The sequence below is a fragment of the Streptomyces sp. NPDC016851 genome (genome assembly GCF_055562795.1).
The window spans coordinates 184736-211121 of record NZ_JBVHEP010000007.1; the positions used below are offsets into that span (position 1 = coordinate 184736).

General features: G+C 70.8%; 25 protein-coding genes and 1 pseudogene. 7 read left to right on the top strand and 19 right to left on the bottom strand.

From position 1 onward, the window contains the following. Positions 1–170 precede the first annotated feature (170 nt). From ACZ3I3_RS13910 to ACZ3I3_RS13930, 5 genes and pseudogenes are all read right to left on the bottom strand, one after another. Positions 171–563 carry a type II toxin-antitoxin system death-on-curing family toxin gene (locus tag ACZ3I3_RS13910; RefSeq protein WP_467364788.1) on the bottom strand — a complete coding sequence of 131 codons (393 nt, stop codon included), beginning with the start codon at positions 561–563 and terminating at the stop codon, positions 171–173. Continuing rightward, positions 560–754 carry a ribbon-helix-helix protein, CopG family gene (locus ACZ3I3_RS13915; protein ID WP_272588068.1) on the bottom strand — a complete coding sequence of 65 codons (195 nt, stop codon included), beginning with the start codon at positions 752–754 and terminating at the stop codon, positions 560–562. Before ACZ3I3_RS13915 ends, ACZ3I3_RS13910 begins: the two co-directional genes overlap by 4 nt. A 288-nt stretch (positions 755–1042) precedes the next feature. Next, a complete protein-coding gene (locus ACZ3I3_RS13920) occupies positions 1043–2371 on the bottom strand; it encodes a class I SAM-dependent RNA methyltransferase (RefSeq protein ID WP_467364791.1) in 1329 nt (442 codons plus the stop codon). Between the two features lie 109 nt (positions 2372–2480). Beyond that, the gene (locus tag ACZ3I3_RS13925; protein WP_467364792.1) at positions 2481–4532 is read right to left on the bottom strand and encodes an APC family permease; all 2052 of its coding nucleotides are present in this window, start codon (positions 4530–4532) and stop codon (positions 2481–2483) included. Between the two features lie 342 nt (positions 4533–4874). After that, positions 4875–5777: pseudogene (locus ACZ3I3_RS13930) on the bottom strand (PfkB family carbohydrate kinase); the annotation flags it as partial. Positions 5778–6022: 245 nt separating this feature from the next. Between ACZ3I3_RS13930 and ACZ3I3_RS13935 the strand changes: the two are divergent. Further along, positions 6023–6694: a potassium channel family protein gene (locus ACZ3I3_RS13935; RefSeq protein ID WP_399416023.1), complete on the top strand. Its 672-nt coding sequence runs from the start codon at positions 6023–6025 to the stop codon at positions 6692–6694. After that, positions 6694–7371, top strand: a complete 678-nt coding sequence (locus ACZ3I3_RS13940; RefSeq protein WP_010035052.1) for a potassium channel family protein — start codon at positions 6694–6696, stop codon at positions 7369–7371. Before ACZ3I3_RS13935 ends, ACZ3I3_RS13940 begins: the two co-directional genes overlap by 1 nt. Positions 7372–7533: 162 nt before the next feature. On the opposite strand, the gene ACZ3I3_RS13945 is transcribed toward ACZ3I3_RS13940, so the two are convergent. The 8 genes from ACZ3I3_RS13945 to ACZ3I3_RS13980 form a co-directional block, all read right to left on the bottom strand. Next, positions 7534–8262 (bottom strand): DUF3159 domain-containing protein, encoded by a 729-nt coding sequence (locus ACZ3I3_RS13945; RefSeq protein ID WP_399416022.1) that lies wholly within the window; start codon positions 8260–8262, stop codon positions 7534–7536. Positions 8263–8265: 3 nt separating this feature from the next. Beyond that, the gene (locus ACZ3I3_RS13950; protein ID WP_078602751.1) at positions 8266–8664 is read right to left on the bottom strand and encodes an OB-fold nucleic acid binding domain-containing protein; all 399 of its coding nucleotides are present in this window, start codon (positions 8662–8664) and stop codon (positions 8266–8268) included. Between the two features lie 75 nt (positions 8665–8739). Continuing rightward, positions 8740–9423 carry a response regulator gene (locus ACZ3I3_RS13955; protein WP_467364797.1) on the bottom strand — a complete coding sequence of 228 codons (684 nt, stop codon included), beginning with the start codon at positions 9421–9423 and terminating at the stop codon, positions 8740–8742. Further along, positions 9420–11978, bottom strand: coding sequence for an ATP-binding protein (locus ACZ3I3_RS13960; protein WP_467364799.1), 2559 nt, complete (start codon positions 11976–11978; stop codon positions 9420–9422). Before ACZ3I3_RS13960 ends, ACZ3I3_RS13955 begins: the two co-directional genes overlap by 4 nt. Positions 11979–12109: 131 nt before the next feature. After that, on the bottom strand, positions 12110–13285 hold the full coding sequence (locus ACZ3I3_RS13965) for an alginate lyase family protein (RefSeq protein ID WP_467364801.1): 1176 nt from the start codon (positions 13283–13285) through the stop codon (positions 12110–12112). 168 nt (positions 13286–13453) lie between these two features. Continuing rightward, a complete protein-coding gene (locus tag ACZ3I3_RS13970) occupies positions 13454–14209 on the bottom strand; it encodes a DUF3710 domain-containing protein (RefSeq protein WP_356923493.1) in 756 nt (251 codons plus the stop codon). Position 14210: 1 nt separating this feature from the next. Beyond that, complete coding sequence (gene dut / locus ACZ3I3_RS13975) at positions 14211–14747, bottom strand: dUTP diphosphatase (RefSeq protein WP_467364803.1); 537 nt, start codon at positions 14745–14747, stop codon at positions 14211–14213. 56 nt (positions 14748–14803) lie between these two features. Further along, positions 14804–15388, bottom strand: coding sequence for a PaaI family thioesterase (locus ACZ3I3_RS13980; protein WP_467364804.1), 585 nt, complete (start codon positions 15386–15388; stop codon positions 14804–14806). Between the two features lie 58 nt (positions 15389–15446). Here ACZ3I3_RS13980 and ACZ3I3_RS13985 point away from each other — a divergent pair, with 58 nt between their 5' ends. Then, positions 15447–15905, top strand: coding sequence for a DUF3093 domain-containing protein (locus ACZ3I3_RS13985; protein WP_467364806.1), 459 nt, complete (start codon positions 15447–15449; stop codon positions 15903–15905). A 68-nt stretch (positions 15906–15973) separates the two neighbouring features. On the opposite strand, the gene ACZ3I3_RS13990 is transcribed toward ACZ3I3_RS13985, so the two are convergent. The 4 genes from ACZ3I3_RS13990 to ACZ3I3_RS14005 all read right to left on the bottom strand — a co-directional run bounded on the left by ACZ3I3_RS13990 (position 15974) and on the right by ACZ3I3_RS14005 (position 19543). Further along, positions 15974–16924 (bottom strand): hypothetical protein, encoded by a 951-nt coding sequence (locus tag ACZ3I3_RS13990; RefSeq protein WP_467364808.1) that lies wholly within the window; start codon positions 16922–16924, stop codon positions 15974–15976. Positions 16925–16937: 13 nt separating this feature from the next. Further along, positions 16938–17234: a DUF4193 domain-containing protein gene (locus tag ACZ3I3_RS13995; protein ID WP_003993510.1), complete on the bottom strand. Its 297-nt coding sequence runs from the start codon at positions 17232–17234 to the stop codon at positions 16938–16940. Positions 17235–17650: 416 nt separating this feature from the next. Next, positions 17651–18883: a sensor histidine kinase gene (locus ACZ3I3_RS14000; RefSeq protein WP_467364810.1), complete on the bottom strand. Its 1233-nt coding sequence runs from the start codon at positions 18881–18883 to the stop codon at positions 17651–17653. A 6-nt stretch (positions 18884–18889) separates the two neighbouring features. After that, a complete protein-coding gene (locus tag ACZ3I3_RS14005) occupies positions 18890–19543 on the bottom strand; it encodes a response regulator transcription factor (protein WP_016432179.1) in 654 nt (217 codons plus the stop codon). A 412-nt stretch (positions 19544–19955) separates the two neighbouring features. Here ACZ3I3_RS14005 and ACZ3I3_RS14010 point away from each other — a divergent pair, with 412 nt between their 5' ends. Next, entirely contained in the window at positions 19956–20129 is a 174-nt protein-coding gene (locus ACZ3I3_RS14010) for a hypothetical protein (RefSeq protein WP_010035018.1), read from the top strand. 64 nt (positions 20130–20193) lie between these two features. Here ACZ3I3_RS14010 and ACZ3I3_RS14015 read toward each other — a convergent pair whose 3' ends face one another. Further along, the gene (locus ACZ3I3_RS14015) at positions 20194–21009 is read right to left on the bottom strand and encodes an inositol monophosphatase family protein (protein WP_467364813.1); all 816 of its coding nucleotides are present in this window, start codon (positions 21007–21009) and stop codon (positions 20194–20196) included. Between the two features lie 8 nt (positions 21010–21017). Continuing rightward, positions 21018–22145, bottom strand: a complete 1128-nt coding sequence (locus tag ACZ3I3_RS14020; RefSeq protein WP_467364815.1) for a ferrochelatase — start codon at positions 22143–22145, stop codon at positions 21018–21020. 160 nt (positions 22146–22305) lie between these two features. Here ACZ3I3_RS14020 and ACZ3I3_RS14025 point away from each other — a divergent pair, with 160 nt between their 5' ends. The 3 genes from ACZ3I3_RS14025 (at position 22306) to sepH (ending at position 26249) form a co-directional block, all read left to right on the top strand. Continuing rightward, positions 22306–23544, top strand: coding sequence for an MFS transporter (locus ACZ3I3_RS14025; RefSeq protein WP_467364817.1), 1239 nt, complete (start codon positions 22306–22308; stop codon positions 23542–23544). Next, on the top strand, positions 23504–24823 hold the full coding sequence (locus tag ACZ3I3_RS14030; protein WP_467364818.1) for a D-arabinono-1,4-lactone oxidase: 1320 nt from the start codon (positions 23504–23506) through the stop codon (positions 24821–24823). Before ACZ3I3_RS14025 ends, ACZ3I3_RS14030 begins: the two co-directional genes overlap by 41 nt. Before the next feature lie 391 nt (positions 24824–25214). Further along, the gene (gene sepH, locus ACZ3I3_RS14035) at positions 25215–26249 is read left to right on the top strand and encodes a septation protein SepH (protein WP_467364820.1); all 1035 of its coding nucleotides are present in this window, start codon (positions 25215–25217) and stop codon (positions 26247–26249) included. The last annotated feature ends 137 nt before the right edge of the window (positions 26250–26386 follow it).

Consider the following 26386-nt stretch of genomic DNA (forward strand, 5'->3'; position numbering starts at 1 on the left):
ACGTCATTTCCGCGCCGCGCGGACTCGCTGCTCCGTCTCGCGAAGGCATACACATCAATCCGCTGAACGAACGGATCCCAAGAGAACGGGATCAGTCCGCCCGGCGGAATGCATGGAGCCAGCACCGCTTGCGGAAACTCATTCCGTCCCCCACCGCACGACGTCGAACGTTAGGAAATGGGGAACCAGGTCGAGAGGCGCTTGGCGATGAGCGGTACATCGATGTTGTCCTGCGCAACTTCCTCGACGAACGGGCCGGCAACGGAGACGGGTGGCGGGTCGGTACTGGCGCTGACGCCGTTGAACCGCAGGAAGACACGCATGGCGAGCCAAGCGGTGCGCTTGTTGCCGTCGATCAGCGCGTGATTACGGGCGACGGAGTGCAGAAGTGCCGCAGCCTTCTCGTGCAGCGTGGGATACAACTCGGCCCCGAACACGTTGGTCCGGGGCCGCTCGATCGCCGACACCAGAAGACCCATGTCACGCACGCTGTGCTCGGTACCGTTGACCGTGCGTGCGATGGCCAGGATCTCGTCGATCTGGATGTAACGCACGTCCGTCACTTCAGGTAGTCCAGGATCTCCGCATCGCTGTCCATGAGCTCGGCCAGAACGTCATCGACCTTCAGCTCGGCCCGGTTCTGGGCGTCACGGATGGCCTCAATGGCAAGTTCCTGCTTGCTGCGGCCCTCACGACGAGCCCGCTCGCTGAGCTTCGCGTCAAGGTCGTCGGGGAGCCGGAGTGTCATCGCCATACGGGAATGATACCAGGCAGGTATCAATGTGGCGCGGTCGGGCCACGTTCTCAACTCCGAGGATCGTGGGCCGGACAGTCGCTCGCACCGCAATTGCGGAGCTGCGGCAGAGACGTCCGCTTCGAGCGTCATCCGTGCGTCAAGAATCTCCGAAAGAGTCTCTGAAGGCGTCGCCGATGCAAACGTCTCGCTCACGAACCCGCAGGTCACGGGGCTCTCAAAGAGAGAGCCGTTCCGCTCGGACCGCTACAAATGTCGAGCAACCCACCCGAACAACAAAACCGCAGGTCAGACGCCCTTTACCGCAGGTTCCAGAATCGCCACGCACTCCACATGATGCGTCATCGGAAACAGATCGAACGCCCGCAACGTCCGCACCCGATACCCCCCATCCCGGAAGTACCCCAGATCCCGAGCCAACGCAGCCGGATCACAAGCCACATACGCGATCCGCCGCGCCCCGAGCGACGCCAGATGTTCCACCGTCTTCCGCCCCGCCCCGGCCCGCGGCGGATCCAGGACGATCAGGTCGACCTCCGTGATCCCCGTGCGCGGCAGCACGCTCTCGACCTTGCCCTGCTCGATGCGGACGCGGTCGAAGTCGGCGAGGTTGTGCCGCGCGTCCTCCACCGCCCGCTTGCCGGACTCGATGCCGAGGACCGCGCCCTGCTCGCCCACCCGGTCGGCGAGTGCGCCCGCGAAGAGGCCGACGCCGCAGTACAGGTCGAGGGCCATGTCGCCCTTGCGGGGCAGGAGGCCCTGCATGACGGCCGTCATCAGAGTGTCCGCCGCCTGCGGGTGGACCTGCCAGAAGCCGCCGTTGCCGACGCGGTAGGTCCGGCCGTCCGCGCGCTCGCGGACGAAGGGGCGGCCGTGGACGCGGTGGACGCCGCCGGAGCGCTCGTCCACGCGCAGCACCGACACCGGGCGGTCGAGCTCGACCAGCGGGAGGCGCGCGCCCGGCTTCGGCGTGAGGATCACCTGGCGGTCCTGCGAACCCGTCGCCGCGATCGCCTCGACGGAGTCCATGCCGGTCCACCCCCGCTTCTCGATGCCCAGCTCGCTGACCCCCTCCGCGGCGATCATGCAGTGGTCGATCGGCTCCACCTCGTGGGAGCGGTGCCGGCGCAGGCCGGCGCGGCCGTCGGCCGTGACCGCGTACTGGACGCGCGTACGCCAGGACGGGACCTGGCCCGCGGGCACCTTGTCGCCCTCGGCGGGCATCACCGTGCCGTCCCAGCCGGCCTCCTCCGGGGTGAGACCGGCGAGGTGCTGGAGCTGCTCGGCGATGACGTCGGCCTTCAGGCGCCGCTGCGCGCCCGGCTTGGCGTGCTGCCAGTCGCAGCCGCCGCAGCGGCCGGGGCCGGCGAACGGGCAGGGCACGTCGATCCGGTCCTTGGAGGCGTCCAGGATCTTCACCGCGTCCGCGCGCAGGAACCGGGCGCCCTGCTCGCCCTCCGTCACCCGCGCCACGACCCGCTCACCGGGCAGGGTGTGCCGGACGAACAGCACCTGGCCCTCGGACGTACGGGCGATGCAGTGGCCGCCGTGGGCGACGGGGCCGATCTCGACCTCGTACTCCTCCCCCACCAGCGACTTCCTCGGTTCTGCCTGCATGGTGGGGTGACTCCAAAACACGTGGGGGCAAGGGCCGAACGGAAACGGCCGGACAACAGCCCACCAGTCTACGTGGGTGTCACCCGGCCGCTTCACACGAGCCGTCATCTCACGACTTGTGCTCGTTGGACTCCTTCGACCGCACCTGTGCGGGCCCCCGCCGCACCGAACCCGGCGCACTCCACTCCGCCTGCCTGCGGGCCCGCCGCTTGGCCGCTTCGGAGGACTGGAGCTGGTACGGCACCGAGGTCACCATGATCCCCGGCGTGAACAGCAGCCGGCCCTTCAGCCGCAGGGCGCTCTGGTTGTGCAGCAGGTGCTCGTACCAGTGGCCGACGACGTACTCGGGGATGATCACGGACACCGCGTCCCGCGGCGACTCCTTGCGCAGTCCCTTGACGTACTCGATGATCGGCCGCGTGATCTCGCGGTAGGGCGAGTCCAGGACCTTCAGCGGTACGTCGATGCCGCGCCGCTCCCACTCCTCGCGCAGCGCCTTGGTCTCCGCCGGGTCGACGTTGACGCTCAGGGCCTCCAGGCTGTCCGAGCGCATCAGCTTGGCGTAGGCCAGGGCGCGCAGCGTCGGGCGGTGGATCTTGGAGATCAGGACGACGGAGTGGATGCGGGACGGCCGTACGCTGTCGTCGCTCGGGCCCTCGGGGGCGGCGATCTCCTCGGCGACGCGGTCGTAGTGCTTACGGATCGCCGTCATCGTCGCGTAGAAGATCACCATGCCGAGCAGGGCGACCCACGCACCGTGCGTGAACTTGGTGACGAGGACGACCACCAGCACGAGGCCGGTGAAGAAGGCGCCGAAGGCGTTGATGGCGCGCGAGCGGATCATGTGGCGGCGCTTGGCCTGGTCCTGCTCGGTGGCCAGGTGGCGATTCCAGTGCCGGACCATGCCGGTCTGGCTGAGCGTGAAGGACACGAACACGCCGACGATGTACAGCTGGATCAGGCGCGTGGAGTCGGCGCCGTAGACGCCCACGAGCAGTCCGGCGGCGCCCGCGAGGAGCACGATGCCGTTGGAGAAGGCGAGGCGGTCGCCGCGGGTGTGCAGCTGGCGCGGCAGGTAGCGGTCCTGGGCGAGGATCGAGCCGAGCAGCGGGAAGCCGTTGTAGGCGGTGTTCGCGGCGAGGAACAGCACGAGCGCGGTGGCCGCGGCCAGCACGATGAACAGGAAGCTGCCCTTGCCGAAAACGGCCTCGGCGACCTGGGAGATCACCGGGTTCTGCACGTAGTCCGCGCCGAGCGGGACACCGTTGTGGACGAGGTCGCGGGCCGGGTTCTCGGCCATGCGGACGTCGGTCGCGGCGGCCAGCGCGATGATGCCGCAGAACATGGTGACGGCGAGCAGCCCCATCATGGCGAGGGTGGTCGCGGCGTTCTTCGACTTGGGCTTGCGGAAGGCCGGGACGCCGTTGGAGATCGCCTCGACGCCGGTGAGGGCGGCGCAGCCGGAGGAGAAGGCGCGCAGCAGCAGGAAGACCAGGGCGAAGCCGGCCAGGCCCTGGTGCTCGGGCTTGATGGCGTAGTCCGCCGTCGGGGCCCGCATGGTGTCGTCCAGGACCAGTCCGCGGAAGGCACCCCAGGCGATCATGGTGAAGACACCCGCGACGAAGATGTACGTCGGGATCGCGAACAGCGAGCCCGATTCCCTCACCCCGCGCAGGTTCATCAGGGTCAGCAGCACGATCACGCCGATCGCGCAGAGCACCTTGTGCTCGACCACGAACGGGATCGCGGAGCCCAGGTTCTCGATGCCGGAGGAGATCGACACGGCGACGGTGAGGACGTAGTCGACAAGCAGCGCGCTGGCGACCGTCAGGCCGGCCTTGGGGCCGAGGTTGGTGTTCGCCACCTCGTAGTCGCCGCCACCGCTGGGGTAGGCGTGCACGTTCTGCCGGTACGACGCCACCACGGTGAACATCAGCACCACGACCGCGACCGCGATCCACGGACTGAAGTGGTACGCCGTCACACCCGCGATCGACAGGACCAGCAGCACCTCCCCCGGCGCGTACGCGACGGAGGACAGCGGGTCGGAGGCGAAGACGGGTAGTGCGATGCGCTTCGGCAGGAGTGTTTCCCCCAGCCGGTCACTGCGCAGTGCGCGCCCGATCAGGATCCGTTTGGGCACGTCGGTCAGTTTGGACACAACAGTGGATCGTAAGCGTTCGATTGCGGGCTCGCCCACCCGCCACCCCTCATCGGCGTTCCGTCTGCTCTCCGAGTGAATTCAGAGGCTGCTGCGGCTGCGGATTCGGCAGGTCACCCGGATCCCATGCCTATATGACTAAGCCCCGCCCGTCTCCCGGCCGTCGCCGCCTCTGGAGGTCCCATGCACCCCACCGCAGAACTGATCGGCGCCGCGGCCACACTCTTCGTCCTCGGAATCCTCACCGCGGCGAGCGTGCGGAGCATCAGCCGCCGCAAGAACGTCTCGCCGGACACTCCCTAGAGAGCCGGACACTCCCTGGAGATACGAGCCTGGCGCCCGCTCCAGTTCCGCCACCCCGGCCAGCAGTTCCTCCCGCCCGATGCTGTCCGTCCGGGTCGACGGGACCGTGCAGGCGTATGCCCCGGCCACCGTGCCGTGCAGGGCGCAGTGGTGGGGCGGGGCGCCCTGCAGCCAGGCGTGGAGGAACGCGGCGGCGAAGGCGTCGCCCGCGCCGTTGGAGTCGACGACCGGTGCCGGGGGCGGGGCGGCGGGTACGTGGGTCAGCTCGCCGTCGGCCAGCAGGTACGCGCCCTCCGCGCCGGCGGTGGCGACGACGGTCCGGGCCCGGCCCCGCTCGGTGATCCGCCGCATGGTCCGCTCCGGGTCGGCCAGTGCCGTGCAGGAGAGGAAGACCAGGTCGGCCTGGTGGGCGAAGGTCTCGTGGTAGAGGTCGGAGCCGTCCCAGTCGTGCAGGTCGGTCGAGATCGTGATGCCCGCCTCGCGCAGGACCGGCAGCGCGTGGGCGCACGGCTGGGTGATGACGACATGGGCGTGCCGGCTGACCGCGGCCAGTTCCCGCAGCACGGCCTCGGGCAGCCGGTCCGTCTCCGCCGAGCGCGTGGCGTCGTACAGCGACAGCCGTCTGCCGTCGGGGCCGACGAGGTTGACGGCGCGCTTGGTGCCGAGCGGCTGGGGGACGGCGGTCAGCGCGATGCCGCGGTCCCGGTGCAGGGCCCGGACCAGGTCGCCCTCGGGGTCGTCGCCCAGCATGTCGACGTGGTGCGTGCGCAGCCCCAGCGCGCTCGCGGCCAGCGCGACGAAGTCCCCGCTCTGGCCCGCGCGCGTCACGATCCCGGGCCGGATCATGTGGCTGTCTGCGAACGGCACGGGCAGCTCGGGCACGTGCACGATCGTGTCCACGCCCGCGCCGCCCAGGACGAGGACGTCGATCTCGGTACTCATGTCGGTTCCCTCCCCGCCGGGGCCCGGCAGGGCCCTCGGCAACCCCCTCGACTTTGCCGATACGTTGGACTCGGGCAGTCGAACGCGGCACCGCCCCCGGAAGGCATCATGGCGTGATTCCCCCGGCATGATGTTGCCTGGCGGCCCGCACTCAGGCCGCGACTGGTGCCTGGCGAGCCGAAAGAGAGACATGAGCAGGACATTGTTGACGGTCAGAGGGCCCGTAGGAAGCACGGTGTGACGCGATGCATATTGTGATCATGGGTTGCGGAAGGGTGGGCTCCGCCTTGGCCCAGAACCTGGAGCAACAGGGCCACACGGTCGCCGTGGTCGACCAGGACCCCACCGCCTTCCGCCGCCTGGGGTCCTCCTTCGGCGGCCGCCGGGTCACCGGGGTCGGCTTCGACCAGGACACCCTGCGCGAGGCGGGCATCGAGGAGGCCGGTGCCTTCGCCGCCGTCTCCAGCGGCGACAACTCCAACATCATCGCCGCGCGCGTGGCCCGCGAGATGTTCGGCATCGAGAACGTCGCCGCCCGCATCTACGACCCCCGCCGCGCCGAGGTCTACCAGCGCCTGGGGATCCCCACCGTCGCGACCGTCCGCTGGACGGCCGACCAGATGCTGCGCCGCCTGCTCCCCTCGGGCGCCGAGCCGCTGTGGCGCGACCCCACCGGGGGCGTCCAGCTCGCCGAGGTGCACACCTCCCCCGCCTGGGTCGGTCACAAGATCAGCCGGATCCAGGAGGAGACCGGCGTGCGCGTGGCGTTCCTGACCCGGCTCGGCGAGGCGGTCCTGCCCACCTCACAGACGGTGTTGCAGGAGGGTGATCTGGTGCACGTGATGATGCGCACCGACGAGGTCGACAAGGTCGAGGCTGTGTTCGCCAAGGGTCCCGAAGAGGAGGGCGGTCACTGATGAGGGTCGCCATTGCCGGTGCCGGCGCGGTCGGCCGCTCGATCGCGGGCGAGCTGCTGGAGAACGGCCACGAGGTCCTGCTGATCGACAAGGCACCGACCGCCATCTCGGTCGAACGGGTCCCGCAGGCCGAGTGGCTGCTGGCCGACGCCTGCGAGATCACGTCCCTGGACGAGGCGGCGCTCCAGCGCTGCAACGTCGTCATCGCCGCGACCGGCGACGACAAGGTGAACCTGGTCGTCTCGCTCCTCGCCAAGACGGAGTACGGCGTTCCGCGGGTGGTCGCCCGGGTGAACAACCCGAAGAACGAGTGGCTGTTCAACGAGTCCTGGGGCGTGGACGTCGCCGTCTCCACACCGCGTCTGATGTCGGCCCTGGTCGAGGAGGCGGTGAGCGTGGGCGACCTGGTCCGCCTGCTCCGCTTCAGCCACGGCGACGCCAACCTGGTCGAGCTGACCCTGCCGGAGGAGTCGGCCCTGGCCGGCACGCAGGTCGGGGACGTCGAGTGGCCCGAGGACACGTCCCTGGTCACGATCATCCGCGGCACGCGCGTCCTGACGCCCTCCCGGGAGGACTCCCTGGAGGCGGGCGACGAACTCCTCTTCGTGGCCGCGCAGGCCCGTGAGGAGCAGCTGGAGGACCTGCTGTCGGTACGCCGGGACAGCGCGGCGAGCTGAGCGGGTCCCCGCGGGGAACAAGCAGGAAGGGGCGTCCCGGATCTCCGGGACGCCCCTTCCGCTTGCTTCACCTCTCGGCCGACCGCGTCGGGCGGCGGATGGGCATAGGCCCTGGGGGTCTGAGGGCGGAGCCCCCAGGAAGTCCGGCACAAACGCCGGTCACTACTCGGCGGACCGAGCAGCAGCTCCCCGTTCCCTCTCCTCCGCGGCCTTCTCCTCCGCCTCCATCTCCGCGAACACGTCGATCGGCGCGGGCGCCTTCGCCAGGAAGACCCAGGTCAGCCACACGGCGAGCAGGAACGGCGGGATCTTCAGGGCGACCAGGACCCAGCCCAGCTGTGTCGTGTCGGCCCACCAGTACAGCGGGAAGAGGATCGCGCACTTGGCGAGCAGGATCGCGCCCCACGCGTAACTGGCCTTCGCGTACGCCTTCTTGCGACCGGGGTTCCGCGTGCGCCAGGAGAGGTTCTCCTTGAAGACCGGCCCGAGGATCAGCCCGATCAGCGGGACACCGCACAGGGTGGTGATGATGTAGGCGAGTCCCAGGCCCAGCGTGTAGAGCATGCCGGGCAGGTAGAAGTCCTTGGCGTTGCCGGTCATCATCGCGAAGACGACACCGAAGGCCACGCCGAAGACTCCGCTGAAGGCGTGCTTGACGGTGTCCTTCATCACCAGCCGGACCACGACCAGCACCAGCGACACGGCCAGCGCCGCGATCGCCGACAGGTGCAGATCCTTGTTGATCGTGTAGATGGTGACGAAGAGCAGGCCGGGCACCACCGTCTCGACCATGCCCCGCACGCCGCCGAACGCTTCGAACAGGGCGGCCTCGGTCACCGCCCGGGCGTCGTCCGCAGATGTCTCTTCGGTCGGCTTGTCGAGCGACGTCACCGGCTACTCCCGTCCGAGGGGTCTCAGTTCGTACTTGGGATTGAACAGCACCCGGCGGCCCCGGCTCATCGAGATCCGGCCCGATGCGATCAGCTTGCGCCCCGGTTCTATGCCCACGATGGAGCGCCTGCCGAGCCACACCACGTCCAGCGCGGCGGAGCCGTCGAACAGCTCGGCCTCCAGGGCCGGGACGCCGGCGCGCGGCCGCAGGGTGACCGTGCGCAAGGTACCAGTAACCGTCACTATCTGCCGGTCCTGGCAGTCTCCGATCCTGATACAGCCCGTGGTCTCGGTGTCCTCGCGCAGCTCCTCGGACTCCAGGTCCTCCTGTGACGAGGAGAGCCGGTCGAGCATGCGCCGGAACCGGCCCGCAGGCTTCTGCGAACGAGGAACAGCACTCATGTCTAGAGGGTACCGGGGGCGGCTGACAGCCATGTAGTCCCGGGGCTCCGCGGACCCCGAGGACCTCGCTGGACCTCACTTCTCGAACCGGTACCCCATCCCGGGCTCCGTGATGAAGTGCTTCGGGCGGGAGGGGTCCGCCTCCAGCTTCCGCCGCAGCTGCGCCATGTACACGCGCAGATAGTTGGTCTCCGTCCCGTACGACGGCCCCCACACCTCCTGGAGCAGCCGCTTCTGCCCGACCAGGCGGCCCCTGTTGCGGACGAGGACCTCCAGCAGGTGCCACTCCGTGGGGGTCAGCCGTACGTCCTTCCCGGCGCGGCCGACCTTCTTCGCGGCCAGGTCGACGGTGAACTCGCCGGTCTCCACGATCACGTCGTCGGCACCGTCCCCGGCCGGTTCGGCCCGGCGCACGGCGGCCCGCAGCCGGGCCAGCAGTTCGTCCATGCCGAAGGGCTTGGTGACGTAGTCGTCGGCGCCCGCGTCCAGCGCCTGGACCTTCTCGTCGGAGGAGTGCCGGGCGGACAGCACCAGGATCGGCACGCGGGTCCAGCCGCGCAGGCCCCTGATCACCTCGACGCCGTCCATGTCGGGCAGGCCGAGGTCGAGGACGACCACGTCGGGGTGGCGGGCGGCGGCGAGCCGGAGGGCGGTGGCGCCGTCGTGGGCGGCGTCGACCTCGTACGCGCGTGCCCTGAGGTTGATCACGAGGGCGCGCACCATCTGCGGCTCGTCGTCGACCACCAGCACACGGGTCATGAGGAGGCCTGCCTTTCCGGTTCTGCCGGGTGTTCCGCCACGTTGTCACCTTCCGGGCGAGGCCCCGCCGAGCGGAGGGTGAGGACCATGGTGAGCCCGCCGCCGGGGGTGTCCTCGGCGGCGAGCGTGCCGCCCATGGCCTCGGCGAAGCCGCGCGCCACCGCGAGCCCCAGTCCCACGCCGGCGCCGCGCGGGGCGTCGCCGTAGCGCTGGAAAGGCTCGAAGATGCGCTCCTTGGCCTCGTCGGGGACGCCCGGCCCCCGGTCGACCACCCGCACCTCCACCCGGTCGGCGAGCGCACTGGCGGCGACCAGCACGGGCGTGCCGGACGGACTGTACTTGACGGCGTTCTCGACGAGGTTGGCCATGGCCCGCTCCAGCAGCCCTGGATCCACGCCGACCATGGGCAGGGTCTCCGGGACGTCCAGGCCGACGCTGCCCTCGGGTACGCCGCCGAGCGCCATCGGCACCACCTCGTCGAGGTCGATCCCGCGGATCAGCGGGGTGACCGTGCCGGTCCGGAGCCGGGACATGTCGAGCAGGTTGCCGACGAGGTGGTCGAGGCGGTCGGCGCCCTCCTCGATGCCCGCCAGCAGCTCGGCCCGGTCCTCCTCGGACCACTCGACGTCCGCCGAGCGCAGGGAGGTCACCGCCGCCTTGATCCCGGCGAGCGGGGTGCGCAGGTCGTGGCTGACGGCGGCGAGCAGCGCCGTACGGATGCGGTTGCCCTCGGCGAGCGCGCGGGCCCGGTCGGCCTCCTCCCGGAGCCGTCGGCGGTCCAGGACGACGGCGGCCTGGGCGGCGAAGGCGGCCAGCACGCGGCGGTCCTCGGCGGGCAGGACGCGGCCGGTCAGCGCGAGCGCCATGTGGTCCCCGACCGGCATGTCCACATCCGCCTGGTCGGGCCGCTCGACGGGACGTCCCCGCCCGACGCGGCCGGCGCAGGTCCACGGCTCGACGTCGCCCGCCCTCTCCAGCAGGGCCGCCGACTCCATGCCGAAGGTCTCCCGGACCCGTTCCAGCAGGTCCTCCAGGCCGGTCTCGCCGCGCAGCACGTTGCCCGCGAGGAAGGACAGGATCTCGGACTCGGCCCGCAGCCGGGCCGCCTGGTGGGTGCGGCGGGCGGCGAGGTCGACCACGGAGGCCACCGCGACCCCGACGGCCACGAAGATCGCGATGGCGACGATGTTCTTCGGGTCGGCGATGGTCCACCGGTGCAGGGGCGGCGAGTAGAAGTAGTTCAGCAGCAGGGAGCCGACCGCCGCCGAGGCCAGCGCCGGGAACAGCCCGCCCAGCAGGGCCGCGGCCACGGTCAGCGCCAGGAACAGCAGCATGTCGTTGGCGAGGCCCAGGTCGACGGCGTGGAGCAGCGCCGCCAGGGCCGGCGGGCCGGCGACACCGGTCACCCAGCCCCACACCCGGCGTGAGCGCCCGAGACGCGCGCCCCGGGACACCGGCAGTCCGCGGCCCTTGGCGACTTCCTCGTGGGTGACGATGTGCACGTCGAGGCCGGAGCCGGACCGGCGGGCGACCGTCGCGCCCACGCCGGGCCCGAAGACGTACTGCCAGGTCTTGCGGCGCGAGGAGCCCAGCACGAGCTGGGTGGCGTCCACCCCGCGGGCGAAGGCGAGCAGCGCGTCGGGTATGTCGTCGCCGACCACGTGGTGGAACGTTCCGCCGAGGTCCTCGACGAGGGCCCGCTGCGTCACCAGTTCCTCGGGCGAGGCCGAGGTCAGCGCGTCGCTGCGGGCTATGTAGACGGCCAGCACCTCGCCGCCGGCCCCCCTGTCGGCCAGCCGTGCGGCCCGGCGGATGAGCGTCCGGCCCTCGGGGCCGCCGGTCAGGCCGACCACGATCCGCTCGCGCGAAGCCCGGATCCTCGCCCCCTGGTGCTCACCGCGGTACTGGGTGAGGTGGGCGTCGACCCGGTCGGCCATCCACAGCAGCGCCAGCTCGCGCAGGGCGGCCAGGTTGCCCGGGCGGAAGGAGTTCGACAGGGCCGCGTCGACCTTGTCAGGGGTGTAAATGTTGCCGTGCGCCAGCCGCCGCCGCAGCGCCTCGGGCGACACGTCGACCAGCTCGACCTCGTCGGCCCGCCGTACGACCTCGTCCGGCACGGTCTCCCGCTGCCGCACACCGGTGATCGACTCGACGACGTCACCGAGGGATTCCAGGTGCTGGATGCCGACGGTCGAGACGACGTCGATCCCGGCCGCGAGCAGTTCCTCCACGTCCTGCCAGCGCTTGGCGTTGCGGGAGCCGGGGGCGTTGGCGTGGGCCAGTTCGTCCACCAGGGCGACCTGCGGGCGGCGGGCGAGGACGGCGTCGAGGTCCATCTCGGGGAGGACGCCGCCGCGGTACTCCGGCCGCCGGCGCGGCACCTGCTCCAGGCCGTGCAGCAGCGCCTCGGTGCGCGGCCTGTCGTGGTGCTCGACGAAGGCGGCCACGCAGTCGGTGCCCCGCTCGATACGGCGGTGCGCCTCGGAGAGCATCGCGTACGTCTTGCCGACGCCCGGTGCCGCACCGAGGTGGATCCGAAGCTTGCCCCGTGCCATGGCCCCATTGTCTTCCGGTCCGCTGCCTGCGCGGCCTCGACCTTACGGCCGGGAAGAGCGGCACATCGGTGCCGGGCGCGTCGGCGGGGCCGTCTTTGACGAAACCCTGACGCGCCCGGCCGTTCAGCGGGTCACGCGGGGTTGTCGCCGTGGGTGAGGGTCTCCCAGGCGACGAAGAGGTTGTTGCTGCCGGCGGGGCGGCCGCGCAGGGTCAGCGTCTCGGTGTTGGTCATGGCGTGTCCGAGACGGTTGGCCAGGGCGTTGTGGCCCACCTCGGGGACCGGCCCGAGCCCGAGCTTCAGGGAGCCGCCGCACAGCCAGCCCGGGGCGGCGGCGCCGAGCTGGTACTTGGCGTGGAAGCCCAGCCCGTGCCGCAGTCGCTCGCCGACGTCGGTGCCGTAGAGGTCCTGCCCCTGGATCCGGCTGGTCTCGGCGACGTGCGAGACGGCCGAGAGGCCGTATCCGGTGTGCGTGAAGTCCCGGCAGGTCTCCTGGCTGAGGCCGTCCACGAAGGTCGACTGGCCCTGCCAGTACTTGACGATCTTCTCCCGGGTGTTCAGGTTCTGGCTCGGCACGGTCTTCGGCAGGTCGCCGTCGGAGGCCAGGTAGACGTAGGCGGCCGTGCGCGTACGGAACTTGGCCATGGCCTTGTCATACGACGCCTTGTCCTCCAGGAAGACGGAGATGCCGACGGCGGCCTCCATCATCGACAGCTCCCAGTTGCCGTTGGAGTTCGAGCCGTTGATCACCTCGGGCAGGTAGACGTTCCGGAGCATGGTGGCGAAGCGGCCGGAGTTGGCCCAGGTGCCGGTGTACGTGTACTTGATGATCTCGGCGGCCTTGGGCCAGGAGGAGCCGGCCCAGCCCGTCTGGAGGGGCGCGTTGCTGTTGGTGTGGTCCCGGATCACGGCGGACCAGGCGTCCATCAGCTCGATGGCCTTGCGCGCGTGCCGTTCGTCGCGGGTGACGTACCAGGCCAGGGCCTGGGTGTAGGCGGCGATCGCGTCCTCGCGTTCGTCGGTGCAGCCGTTGTTGGGGTTGGAGTACGAACCGCACTCGACGACCGCCCGGGGCTTGGGCGTGCGGTTCAGGTCGGCGTACTTGCTCGCCATCATCCGGTCGAAGGCGCCCTTCCAGGGCTGGGCGCCCGCGTTGACCTTGGAGCGGGTGAAGTCCAACTGGCCCTTGGAGACGGTGACTCCGGGGTGGACGAAGGTGGCGGGGGCGCTGGGAGCGGCGTCGGCGGGCCGGACGAGGGCACCGGCGACGAGGGCGGCCGCGGCCGCCAGGAGTGCGGTTCTGCGCATAACGTGGGGGGCCTTCCGTTCTCGTATGTGAACGTAAAGCGCCTTTATGAACAGACGCGTTGGACGGAGACGGTAGGTACGGACCAATGCCCCGTCAAGGCTCCCCGCACGAAGCACGAGAAAGGGCCGCACCCCCCGGGGGGCGCGGCCCTGTTGACTCTGTGGTGCTCAGCGGACCTCGGTGATCTCCGGTCCGCGCTGGAGCTGGCCCATTCCGCCGGCGAAACGGGAGCCCTCCTCCTCCTGCTGGATGCCCTCGGGGACCATCTGGGCGTCGTTGGGCAGCTTCAGGACGATCGGGTCGCGGGGCGCCATCGGGCCCTCGCCACGGACCACGACGGTGTCCCGGAAGATCTGCTCCAGCAGCCCGGCGGCCTGCGGCTGCACCGCGCCCTGACCCGAGATGACCCCGCGCAGGAACCAGCGGGGGCCGTCCACACCGACGAACCGCACGACCTGGAAGCCGCCGGTGCCGTCCGGCAGCTGCACCGGCACCTGGGCCCGCAGCTCCCAGCCCAGCGGACCCTCGACCTCGTCGACGATGCCGCCCTGCTGGGTGATGCCCGAGCCGATCTCCTCGCGCACCTCGCCCCAGATGCCCTCGCGCTTGGGCGCGGCGAAGGCCTGCAACTGGATGGCGCTGTCCCGCAGCACGACCGTCGCCGCCACGATCGCGTCACCCGCGACCTCGACCCGCAGCTCCATGCCGTCGACGCCCGGCACGAACAGACCGCCCAGGTCGACCCGGCCCTCGCCCGGGTCGCGCACCTCGGAGCTGTCCCAGGGCCCGTCGGGCCGCGGCGCCGGCTCGAGCCTCAGGCGCTCGTCCTCGCCGCCCGCCTCACTGTCGACACCGTCGACGACCTGCTCGGCCTCGCCGGCCGCGTCCTCGGCGGCATCCCTCTTCTTGCGACGTCCGAACACGTCACTGTCCTTCCCGGTCGGATACGACCGAAGCGTATCGATTCCCACCCGCCCGACCGCCCAGGGCGGCCTGACCGCTTGTGCCGCTCGTCCCGTCCACCGCGGCGTGTCCTCCGGTGGACCCGAAGCCCCCCTCGGCCCGCGCGGAGCCGGGAAGCTCCGCCACCTCCTGGAAGCGGACCCTCTCGACCTGCTGGACGACCAGTTGGGCAATCCGGTCGAAGCGCTCGAACCGCACGTCCTCGCGCGGGTCGAGATTCACCACGATCACCTTGATCTCCCCACGGTACCCGGCATCAACCGTCCCCGGGGCATTCACCAGGGCGATGCCGCAGCGGGCGGCCAGGCCGGACCGGGGGTGCACGAAGGCCGCGTACCCCTCCGGCAGCGCCACAGACACTCCCGTGGGCAGCACGGCCCGCTCGCCCGGCGCCAGCCGGCACGCCTCGGTGGTACGCAGATCGGCTCCCGCGTCCCCGGGGTGCGCATACGACGGAAGCGGTACGTCCGGATCGACGCGCCGGATCAGCACGTCCACGGGCGCACGACTCACGGAGCTCGTGGGGTTCACGGGAACGAGGGGGCTTTCCGGGCTCACGGGTTCACCTCGAAGGCGCGGGCGCGCCGGATCTGGTCCGGGTCGTTCATGGCCGCCTGGATCTCCTCCTGGCGGCCGTGGTCGACGAAGTGGTCGACCTTGACCTCGATGAAGAGCGCGTCGGCACGCACGGCGACGGGCCCGTCGGGGCCGCCGACGCGTCCGGTGGCGGTCGAGTAGATCTTCCGCCCGGCCACCGCCGTCACCTCCGCCTCCAGGTACAGCGTGGTGCCGACGGGCACGGGCATCACGAAGTCGGTCTCCAGCCGTCCGGTCACGGCGATGGTGCGCAACAGCCAGTTCAGCGAGCCGAGTGCCTCGTCCAGGGCGGAGGTGAGCACACCGCCGTGAGCGAGGCCCGGGGCGCCCTGATGGGCGGGCTGCACGGTGAACTCGGCCGTGATCGACACACCCTCGCCGGCCCGGGCCTCCAGGTGCAGCCCGTGCGGCTGCTCGCCGCCACAGCCGAAACACTGGCCGTAGTGCGCGCCGAGGGACTCACCGGGCGCCGGGGCATCCGGATGCCGCACCGGTCGTACGGCGTCGGCCGGAGGCTGAAGAGCACTGGAAGTACGACTCACAGCCGGAGACCTTACCCGCGCGTCGGCCCCTTCCCGACACCGTGTCAAGCTTGGCTCCATGCAGCTCTCCGCCGCCCCGTACGAAGAACGCCTGACCGCTCCCCGGTCCTGGTGGCTGATCTCGTTCCTGGTCGGGGTCTCCATGGCCCTGGTCCTGTTCCCGTTCGGCACGCTGCCGATGCTCGGCGGCCTGGCCGGCGGCACGGCGGTGGCGGCCGTCGCCGCGAGTTCGTACGGCTCGGTCCGCATCCGTGTGGTGGGCGATTCCCTGATCGCGGGCGAGGCGAAGATCCCGGTGGCGGCGCTGGGCGAGGCGGAGGTCCTGGACGCGGAGGAGACCCGCGCCTGGCGCACCCACAAGGCCGACCCGCGCGCCTTCATGCTGCTGCGCGCCTACATCCCCAGGGCCCTGCGCGTGGAGGTCACGGACCCGGAGGACCCGACTCCGTATCTGTACCTGTCCACGCGCGAGCCGGAGCGCCTGGCGGAGGCGCTGAGGGCGGCGAAGTCGGCGTAGCACACTTGCGCGGGCCGTCATCCGGAGGCTGATGACGGACGGCCCGCGAGTCCCGCCTCGGCGTCGCCTCAGCGTCCGTCGTCGCGCTTGTCGTCTCTCTCGTCGAGGCGGCCCAAGGGGTCTTCGGTGATCTCGCCCATCTCGAGGGCGTCCGCCGGACGCTCCAGGGCGGGGAGCGCCTCCACGTCCTCCCAGGGCACCTGGATCTTGCGCAGGTCCTCACGGATCCGGGCTGCGAGCTTTCTCGTCTCGCTGCGGTTCATGGCGGCCCCGACGGCGGCGCCGATGAGGAACGGCACCAGGTTCGGCATGCTGCGGACCATCCGCTTCATGATCCGCTGCCGCAGCTCGCGCTTCATGCGGCTGTTCAGCGCCGTGCTCAGCGTCGACGGCTTGGTCGCGTCGATCCCGCGCTCCCCCGACCAGGCGTCGAGGTACGCCGTGCTGCGCTGCTTGAGGCTGCCGGCGGGCCGTACGCCGTAGACCTCGTGGAGTTCGGCGATCAGCTTCAGCTCGATCGCCGCGACGCCGGTGATCTCGGCGGCCAGTTCTGTCGGCATCGCGGGCGGCACGGGAAGCATCGCCGCGGCGCCGATGCCGGCTCCGACCGTGGCCGTCGCCTTCGCCGCGCCCGCGACGAGTTTGTCCGCGAGCTCCTCCGGCCCGAGGCCCGGGAACTGCCGGCGCAGGGTCGCCAGGTCCCGTACGGGGACGCGCGGGGCCAGTTCGATGATCCGGTCGGCGAGGTGCGCGAGCCCCGCACGGGCCCGTTCGCCGCCCTTGCGAGCGCCTTCCCAGGCCCTCTCCCGGATCGCCCCCGCCCGTCGTCGGGCGACGGGTGCGGGGACGTCGACGGACGCCGGGAGGTCACCCCGGTCCGCTGCCGGTTCGAGCGAGGCCGCCCCCGTACCGGTTGAGCCTCGCTCGTCGTCACGTGCGCCGTGCGGGCCGTCGATCGGCCCTTCGTCCGCTTTCCGCTTGGAGAAGCGGCGCTTCCAGGGAGGGGTCGAGCCAGTCACGGCCGACCCGTCCTCAGTCGCAGTCGCGGCAGATCGGCTGACCGTTCTTCTCCCGGGCCAGCTGGCTGCGGTGGTGCACCAGGAAGCAGCTCATGCAGGTGAACTCGTCCTGCTGCTTCGGGAGCACTCGGACTGCCAGCTCCTCGTTCGAGAGATCGGCGCCGGGCAGCTCGAGGCCTTCCGCGGCCTCGAACTCGTCGACGTCCACTGCGGAGGCCGACTTGTCGTTCCTCCGAGCCTTCAGCTCTTCGAGGCTGTCCGAGTCAACGTCGTCATCGGTCTTGCGTGGAGTGTCGTAATCGGTTGCCATGTCGCTCTCCCCCTCTGGGTGTCTGCGGTGTCTCCAGCGCACGTAACGCGTGAGAGGCCGGACTTGTGCCCGACCTGAGGCGGAGATTTTGCCTCACATCAAGGTCTGTTACTCAATCGACACCCAACCGGACTCCTCATGAGTGATCGGCTTGGATGGCGATGGGGACCGTACACGGTCCGAATGCCGCACTACAAAGGCGTCTCACCGTGTACTTCCCGTGATCAAGACCCCCGAAAACCGGGATTTTCCCGGCTTTCCGACAGGGTGCATGATCACGGAGAGTAGACGGAGAGTAGATGGCCGGAAAAGCGCCTCTGTGATCGATCACACACAGGGCACTCGCGGTGCGATCTCGAAAATTCAGCGCAAAGCGAACATCCCCGTGTGTCGCCGAGTTGATCGGCGACATGATCTCAGACGGGCAGCGTGACTCGCATCACGAGCCCACCCCCTTCGCGCGGCTGTGCGTAGATGTGCCCGCCGTGCGCCCGGGCCACCGACCGGACGATCGACAGACCGAGTCCTACGCCCTTGTCGCTGCCCGTGCGCTCGGTGCGCAGCCGCCGGAACGGCTCGAAGAGATTGTCGATCTCGTACGCCGGTACGACCGGGCCCGTATTGGAGACGACCAGGACGGCCTGGCCGTGCTGGACGTCCGTGGTGACCTCGACCCAGCCGTCCTCGGCCACGTTGTACCGCACGGCGTTCTGCACCAGGTTGAGGGCGATCCGCTCCAGCAGCACGCCGTTGCCCTGGACGACGGCGGGCTTCTGCTCGCCCCGGATGCGCACGCCCTTGGCCTCGGCCTCGCCGTGCACCTGGTCGATGGCCTGCTCGGCGACCTCGGCGAGGTCCACCGGGCCCCGCTCGACGATCTGGTTGTCGCTGCGGGCGAGCAGCAGCAGGCCCTCGACGAGTTGCTCGCTGCGCTCGTTGGTGGCCAGCAGCGTCTTGCCGAGTTGCTGGAGTTCCACCGGCGCGCCCGGGTCGGACAGGTGGACCTCCAGGAGCGTCCGGTTGATCGCCAGCGGTGTTCTCAGCTCGTGCGAGGCGTTGCCCACGAAGCGCTGCTGGGCGGTGAAGGCGCGCTGCAGCCGCTCCAGCATGTCGTCGAAGGTGTCCGCCAGCTCCTTCAGCTCGTCGTCCGGGCCGTCCAGCTCGATCCGGCGGGACAGGTCGGAGCCCGCCACCGCGCGCGCGGTGCGGGTGATCCGGCCCAGCGGCGACAGGACCCGGCCGGCCATCGCGTAGCCGAAGGCGAAGGCGATGACCGCCAGGCCCAGCAGGGCCAGGAGCGAGCGACTGAGCAGGTTGTCCAGGGCGGCCTGACGCTGGTCGTTCACGCACTGGTTCATGGCGTGGTTGAACTCGCTGGGCGAGGCCTGGTCGGGCAGGTTGCAGATGTCGCTGGTGACCTTGCCCTCGACGATCTTGAACGGCAGCTCGCTGCCCACGTTCAGCGCCTGCGCGGCCAGCAGATAGATGATCGACAGCAGCAGGATGCCGGCGATCAGGAACATGCCGCCGTAGAGCAGCGTGAGCCTTATGCGGATGGTCGGACGCAGCCAGGGGAGCGGCGGAGCGGGCCGCCGGGGGTCCCAGGTCGGCTTCGGGGGCGCCTGGGGAGGCGCGGGAGTCGCTGCCACGGCGTATCAGATCCGGTAGCCGGAGCCGGGGACGGTGACGATGACGGGCGGCTCGCCGAGCTTGCGGCGCAGGGTCATGACCGTCACGCGGACGACGTTCGTGAACGGGTCGGTGTTCTCGTCCCAGGCCTTCTCCAGCAGTTGCTCCGCCGAGACGACGGCGCCCTCGCTGCGCATCAGCACCTCCAGGACGGCGAACTCCTTGGGCGCGAGCTGGACCTCCTTGCCGTCGCGGAAGACCTCGCGGCGGTTGGGGTCGAGCTTGATGCCGGAGCGCTCCAGGACCGGCGGCAGGGGCACGCTGGTGCGCCGGCCGAGGGCCCGCACGCGCGCGATGAGCTCACTGAACGCGAACGGCTTGGGCAGATAGTCGTCGGCGCCGATCTCCAGGCCCTCCACCCGGTCGCTGACGTCACCGGAGGCCGTGAGCATCAGCACGCGCGTGGGCATGCCGAGCTCGACGATCTTGCGGCAGACGTCATCGCCGTGCACGAGCGGGAGGTCACGGTCGAGGACGACCACGTCGTAGTCGTTGACGCCGATGCGCTCGAGGGCGGCCGCGCCGTCGTACACGACGTCGACGGCCATGGCCTCCCGGCGCAGCCCGGTGGCCACCGCATCGGCGAGCAGTTGCTCGTCCTCGACGACGAGTACGCGCACGTCCCTGGTCCTTCCTGATGTCCACCCGCGTAGCGCCGCACAGGCGCAGCCGGGCAGGGGTGTCTTCGACGGTCTGTTGGTGTTGCCCTCCATCCTGCCCTTTTCGGCCATAAGTCGGAGGTAAGGCGGGTGAGGGTGCGGGGCCCGATGCGGAATACGAGATTTTCTCCCGCGGTTAGGTTTCCACGGAAGGGAGCTTGGGGAGGACGGCTTTACATCCCACGATCACGCTCTGCTGGCACCGCACCACCGTGCGGTGCGCCTCAACCCGCTTCCGCAGGGCGGGCGTGGGTGTCCGGCACCGTCGCCGCCCAGCTGAGCGGCGCTGGGCATCCACCGGAGACGTGATCGTCCCTTCCGAACGGCACACCCCCGTGCCAACGACCCACGACCCAGGACGAGGGGGCGCAGCATGGACGCATTCACCGCAGGACTTCTGCAGCGCATAAGGGCGACCGAGTCCGATCTGTCCCGGGCTCGCGACGAGGGCGACGACTTCCTCGTCGAGGTGGAGCAGGGCGAGCTCGACGACCTGCGCCGCCTCGCGGCCGAGCACGGTGTGGAGGTCGGCGCGACGAGCGTCTGATCAGGCCGTACGGAGCGGGCCCCGGCGAATCCAGCGCCGGGGCCCGTCTTCGTCGTTCCGGGGGTCAGTCGTGCCAGGCGCCGAAGTCCTCCAGGAGGCGCTGGAGGGGCTCGAAGACGCCCGGGGTAGCCGCGACTGTCAGATCCCCTGACGGGCGCTCTCCGGGGCGTCCACCGGTCAGCGCGCCCGCCTCCCGGGCGATCAGGTCGCCCGCCGCGAGGTCCCAGGCGTGCAGGCCGCGCTCGTAGTAGCCGTCGAGACGTCCGGCGGCCAGGTCGCACAGGTCCACCGCGGCCGAACCGCCGCGCCGGATGTCGCGCAGCAGCGGGATCAGCCGCCGGGCGACCTCGGCCTGGTGGGCGCGGACCCCGGCCACGTAGTTGAAGCCCGTCGAGACCAGGGCCTGGTCCAGGGGCGGCGCGGGGCGGCAGGCCAGCCTGCGCTCTCCGTCCCAGGCGCCGGTGGCCCAGGCTCCGCCGCCGAGCACCGCGTGGAAGGTCTCGCCGCGCATCGGGGCCGCGACGACTCCGACGACGGTCTCGCCGTCCTGCTCGGCGGCGATGGAGACGGACCAGGTGGGCAGCCCGTACAGGTAGTTGACCGTGCCGTCGAGCGGGTCGATGACCCAGCGGACGCCGCTCGTGCCCTCCGTGGCGGCGCCCTCCTCGCCGAGGATGCCGTCGTCCGGGCGGCGCTCGGCGATCAGGCCGGTGATGAGCTTCTCGGCCGCGATGTCCATCTCCGTGACGACGTCGATGGGGCTGGACTTGGTCGCGGCCACCGCGAGGTCGGCCGGGCGTCCGTCCCGCAGCAGCGCGCCCGCGCGCCGGGCGGCCTCCTGGGCGAGAGCGAGCAGGTCCTTGTGCAGGGGGTCGGTCACGGGGCTCCTCACGCGTAGGTGCTGTCGGCGCCCGCGGCGGCGGGGCGGGGGGCGCGGGCCGGGCAGCAGCCGACCGGGCAGAGGTGGTGGCTCGCCCCGAGGGAGCCCAGCGCGCAGGGCGTGACCTCCTGCCCGCGCTCGACGGCGGCGCGCTCCACGACGAGTTCGCGGACCGCGGCGGCGAACCTCGGGTCGGCGCCGACGGTGGCCGAGCGGCGCATCGGCAGCCCCAGCTCCTCCGCCTTGGCCCTGGCCTCCGTGTCGAGGTCGTAGAGGACCTCCATGTGGTCGGAGACGAAGCCGATGGGGGCGATCACCATGGCCGGGACACCGGCCGCGTGCCGCTCCTCGAGGTGGTCGCAGATGTCGGGCTCCAGCCAGGGGATGTGCGGGGCGCCGGAGCGGGACTGGTAGACGAGCTGCCAGGGGTGGTCGACGCCGGTGCGCTCGCGGACGGCGTCCGCGATCAGCTGCGCCACGTCCAGGTGCTGCCTGACGTACGCGCCACCGTCTCCGTGGTCCTCGACGGGCCCGGAGGTGTCGGCGGAGGCCGTCGGGATCGAGTGCGTCGAGAAGGCGATGTGCGCCCCGTCCCGGACGTCCTCGGGCAGCTCGGCGAGGGAGCGGATCACCCCGTCGATCATGGGCTCGAGGAAGCCGGGGTGGTTGAAGTAGTGCCGCAGCTTGTCGACCTTCGGCAGCTCCAGCCCCTCGGCCTGCACGGCCGCGAGCGCGTCGGCGAGGTTCTCGCGGTACTGGCGGCAGCCCGAGTACGAGGCGTAGGCGCTGGTGGCGAGGACCAGGATGCGGCGGCGGCCGTCGCGGACCATCTCGCGCAGCGTGTCCGTCAGATACGGCGCCCAGTTGCGGTTGCCCCAGTAGACCGGCAGGTCCAGGCCGTGGTCGGCGAAGTCCTTGCGCAGGGCGTCCAGAAGGGCCCGGTTCTGGTCGTTGATGGGGCTGACCCCGCCGAAGAGGAAGTAGTGCTGCCCGACTTCCTTGAGGCGTTCCTTGGGGATGCCGCGCCCCCGCGTCACGTTCTCCAGGAACGGGACCACGTCGTCCGGGCCTTCCGGGCCGCCGAAGGAGAGCAGGAGCAGGGCGTCGTAGGGGCTGACATCGCGCGCGTCTGGCATGAGTCGATCCTGCCACCCTGCACTGACAGCCGGGAAACGGCGGGGTGACGCCTGCGCGGCGGCCGGACCGAAAGTGAGCCTTGGCGGGTGCGTCGGGCGCACGCCGAGGCGTAATCTGTGTCGACTGCCTTCGCAGCTTACTGAGCCTTCCGGAGACCCCTTGCCCAGCCCCTACCGCGCCCTGTTCGCCGCTCCCGGCAGCAAGAGCTTCTCCGCCGCGGGATTCCTCGGCCGTATTCCGGTCTCGATGATGGGCATCGGCGTCGTCACGATGGTCTCCCAGCTCACCGGGCGGTACGGCCTGGCCGGTGCCCTGTCGGCCACCGTCGCGCTGGCGGCGGCGGTGGCCGGACCGCAGGTCTCACGGCTGGTGGACCAGTACGGACAGCGCCGGGTGCTGCGGCCGGCGACGCTGATCTCGCTGACCGCGGCGGCCCTCCTGCTGTTCGCGGCGCACTACGGATGGCCGGACTGGGTGCTGTTCGTGGCGTGCGCCGGCGTCGGCTGCGTGCCGAGCGTCGGCGCGATGATCCGGGCCCGCTGGGCGGCGCTGTACCGGGGCACGCCGCAGCTGCACACCGCGTACTCCTTCGAGTCCGTGGTGGACGAGGTGTGCTTCATCTTCGGGCCGATCATCTCCATCGGCCTGTCCACGGCCTGGTTCCCGGAGGCCGGTCCGCTGCTCGCCGCCTGTTTCCTGGCCGTGGGCGTCTTCTGGCTGACCGCGCAGCGCGCCACGGAGCCGGAGCCGCATCCGCGCGAGCAGCGCGGTTCGGGCACGGCCATGCGCTCGCGGGGCCTTCAGGTCCTGGTGGCCACCTTCGCGGCGACGGGGGCGATCTTCGGAGCGGTCGACGTGGTCACCGTGGCCTTCGCCGACGAGGAGGGGAACAAGGCCGCCGCGAGCATCGTCCTCGCGCTGTACGCGGCTGGTTCCTGTGTGGCGGGCATGGTCTTCGGACTGCTGCACTTCGCCGGGGCGCCGGAACGCCGGTGGTTGCTGGGCGTGTGTGCCATGGCCGTGAGTATGATCCCCCTCCTACTGGTCGGAAACTTGCCGTTTCTGGCCGTGGCGCTGTTCGTTGCGGGACTGTCCATCGCTCCGACGATGATCACGACGATGTCCCTCATCGAAGAGCACGTACCACGTGCGCAGCTCACCGAGGGCATGACCTGGGTGAGCACCGGGCTCGCGGTGGGGGTCGCACTCGGCTCCTCCGCGGCCGGCTGGGTGATCGACGCGGCCGGAGCACGTGCCGGGTACGGGGTTCCGGCGGTGGCCGGGGCCGTCGCGGTCGCGGTGGGTTTCCTCGGATTCCGTCGGCTCAAGCGGCCGGCTACGGGTCGGGGAGGCTCCGTTGAGCAGCACGGCGAACGGAAAGAACGGCACGTGGCGTAACTGGGGCGGCAACGTCTCCGCGCGGCCCGCGCGGGAGGTCACCCCGGCCTCCGTCGACGAGCTGGCCGCCGCCGTGCGGCGAGCCGCCGAGGACGGTCTGAAGGTGAAGGCCGTCGGCAGCGGGCATTCCTTCACGTCCATAGCCGCGACGGACGGTGTGTTGATCCGCCCTCAACTGTTGACCGGCATACGCGACATCGATCGCGAGGCCATGACCGTCACGGTGGAGTCCGGCACCCCGCTCAAGAGGCTCAACGTGGCTCTGGCGCGCGAGGGTCTGTCGCTGACGAACATGGGCGACATCATGGAGCAGACGGTCTCCGGGGCCACCAGTACCGGCACGCACGGCACGGGCCGCGACTCCGGCTCGATCGCCGCCCAGATCAAGGGCCTGGAACTGGTCACCGCCGACGGCTCGGTCCTCACCTGCTCCGAGAAGGAGAACCCGGAGGTCTTCGCGGCCGCACGCATCGGCCTCGGCGCCCTGGGCATCGTCACCGCGATCACCTTCGCCGTGGAGCCGGTCTTCCTGCTCACGGCCCGCGAGGAACCGATGCCGTTCGACCGGGTCCTCGCCGACTTCGAGGAACTCTGGGCGGAGAACGAGCACTTCGAGTTCTACTGGTTCCCGCACACCGGGAACACCAACACCAAGCGCAACAACCGCAGCGCGGGTCCTGAGAAGCCGGTGCCGCAGCTCCAGAGCTGGTTCGAGGACGAGTTCCTCTCCAACGGGGTCTTCCAGGTGGCCAACTGGGTCGGCCGCGCGGTGCCCGCCACGATCCCCGCGATCGCCCAGATCTCCAGCAAGGCCCTGTCCGCGCGGACTTACACCGACATCCCTTACAAGGTCTTCACGTCTCCGCGCCGAGTGCGCTTCGTGGAGATGGAGTACGCCGTTCCACGCGCGGCCGTCGTCGAGACGCTGCGCGAGCTGAAGACGATGGTCGACCGCTCCGGCCTGAAGGTCAGCTTCCCCGTGGAGGTGCGCACCGCCCCGGCGGACGACATCGCCCTGTCCACCGCCTCGGGCCGGGACACCGCCTACATCGCCGTCCACATGTTCCAGGGCACGCCCTATCAGCGGTACTTCACCGCGGCGGAGCGGATCTTCACCGCCCATGAAGGGCGTCCGCACTGGGGCAAGGTGCACACCAGGGACGCCGAGTACTTCTCCCGGGTGTATCCGCGCTTCGCAGAGTTCGCGGCGCTGCGGGACCGGCTCGATCCTGATCGGCGGTTCCAGAACGACTACTTGCGGAGGGTTCTGGGAGCGTAGGGGACGCGCCGGGGGGTGGCCTTCACCACGTTCAAGATCACGGAAAGCGGGCATCGGGCGGCCGAGTCCGCCCCCTTGCCAGAAGTTGGACGGCGCGCCAATCCACGCACGTGGCCCGAATGGAGTACTGTTGCGAGCCCTGGGTCCGGTCTCCCGCCAGGGGGTACGGGGCCTTTAAGGACCGCCGGGAGGGGGCTAGTTGCACAGGGTGACAGAGTTCGTCACTTAGCGTTGCGAATAGGTAACCGTGCCATAACGGCGATCCAGGGCCCGCGCCCGACACGCCGGGCAACTCGGCAAGGTTGTGGCAGGCTGCACCCGGGCAGGCCACACTCGACTAGCGGAAGCAGCGACGCACGTGACGTCGGCAGGCACCACCCGGGAGGTCCCCATGCCCGAACTGCGTGTCGTGGCCGTCTCGAATGACGGCACACGGCTGGTGCTGAAGGCTGCGGACAGCACGGAGTACACGCTTCCCATCGACGAACGGCTCCGCGCCGCCGTGCGCGGCGACCGTCCTCGCCTCGGCCAGATCGAGATCGAGGTGGAGAGCCACCTCCGCCCCCGCGACATCCAGGCGCGTATACGTGCCGGCGCGACCGCGGAAGAGGTCGCGCAGATGGCAGGCATCCCCGTCGACCGGGTCCGCCGCTTCGAGGGTCCCGTGCTCGCCGAGCGTGCGTTCATGGCCGAGCGGGCCCGCAAGACGCCGGTCCGCCGTCCCGGCGAGAACTCCGGTCCGCCGCTGGGCGAGGCCGTGGCCGAGCGGCTGCTGCTGCGCGGTGCCGAGAAGGACACCGTGCAGTGGGACTCGTGGCGTCGCGACGACGGCACGTGGGAAGTCCTGCTGGTCTACCGCGTCGCGAGCGAACCGCACTCGGCGAGCTGGACGTACGACCCGCCCCGGCGGCTCGTCCAGGCCGTCGACGACGAGGCGCGCATGCTCATCGGCGAGACCGACGACCTGGCCGCGCCCGAGCCCAGCTTCCCGTTCGTGCCACGGATCGCCCGGCTCCCGCGCGACCGGCCGCTGGACCGTTCCGCCGACCGGGAGCGGCCCAGCCTTCCGGCGGCGGCGTCCGAGCCGGTGGAGGAGAGCACGGGTGAACGGGACTCGCTGACCAGCCTGCTGGAGGCGGTGCCGAGCTTCCGCGGCGACCTGGTGGTGCCCGAGCGCCCCGCGCCGGAGCCCGAGGAGGAGCCCGTCGCCGAAGCCGAGGAGGAGGAGCCCCCGGCTCCTGCGGCCTCGGCCGGTTCCGCCTACGCGGACGTCCTCATGCCGCGCTCCGTCGGCAGCCATCGTGACCGGCTCATCGGCGCCACCGACCGCCAGGCCGAGGCCGACGGCGTCCGGCCGGGCCGCAGAGCCGCCGTCCCGAGCTGGGACGAGATCGTGTTCGGGACGCGGCGCAAGAAGCAGGAGTAGCCGGATCGGCTGCACGAGGACGAGGGCCGCGCCTTCCGGGCGCGGCCCTCGCTCTCGTACCGGGCACCGAGGACCGGCACCCGCCGGGTTACCGAGGAAGGTTCCCGCCGGGTTACCGAGGAAGGCGCCCGGGCCGG

Coding starts and splice junctions, on each gene's coding strand:
- ACZ3I3_RS13915 (WP_272588068.1), bottom strand. CDS start 754: ATGGCGATGACACTCCGGCTCCCCGACGACCTTGACGCGAAGCTCAGC.
- ACZ3I3_RS13920 (WP_467364791.1), bottom strand. CDS start 2,371: ATGCAGGCAGAACCGAGGAAGTCGCTGGTGGGGGAGGAGTACGAGGTC.
- ACZ3I3_RS13935 (WP_399416023.1), top strand. CDS start 6,023: ATGCATATTGTGATCATGGGTTGCGGAAGGGTGGGCTCCGCCTTGGCC.
- ACZ3I3_RS13940 (WP_010035052.1), top strand. CDS start 6,694: ATGAGGGTCGCCATTGCCGGTGCCGGCGCGGTCGGCCGCTCGATCGCG.
- ACZ3I3_RS13950 (WP_078602751.1), bottom strand. CDS start 8,664: ATGAGTGCTGTTCCTCGTTCGCAGAAGCCTGCGGGCCGGTTCCGGCGC.
- ACZ3I3_RS13955 (WP_467364797.1), bottom strand. CDS start 9,423: ATGACCCGTGTGCTGGTGGTCGACGACGAGCCGCAGATGGTGCGCGCC.
- ACZ3I3_RS13960 (WP_467364799.1), bottom strand. CDS start 11,978: ATGGCACGGGGCAAGCTTCGGATCCACCTCGGTGCGGCACCGGGCGTC.
- ACZ3I3_RS13965 (WP_467364801.1), bottom strand. CDS start 13,285: ATGCGCAGAACCGCACTCCTGGCGGCCGCGGCCGCCCTCGTCGCCGGT.
- ACZ3I3_RS13985 (WP_467364806.1), top strand. CDS start 15,447: ATGCAGCTCTCCGCCGCCCCGTACGAAGAACGCCTGACCGCTCCCCGG.
- ACZ3I3_RS13995 (WP_003993510.1), bottom strand. CDS start 17,234: ATGGCAACCGATTACGACACTCCACGCAAGACCGATGACGACGTTGAC.
- ACZ3I3_RS14010 (WP_010035018.1), top strand. CDS start 19,956: ATGGACGCATTCACCGCAGGACTTCTGCAGCGCATAAGGGCGACCGAG.
- ACZ3I3_RS14020 (WP_467364815.1), bottom strand. CDS start 22,145: ATGCCAGACGCGCGCGATGTCAGCCCCTACGACGCCCTGCTCCTGCTC.
- sepH (WP_467364820.1), top strand. CDS start 25,215: ATGCCCGAACTGCGTGTCGTGGCCGTCTCGAATGACGGCACACGGCTG.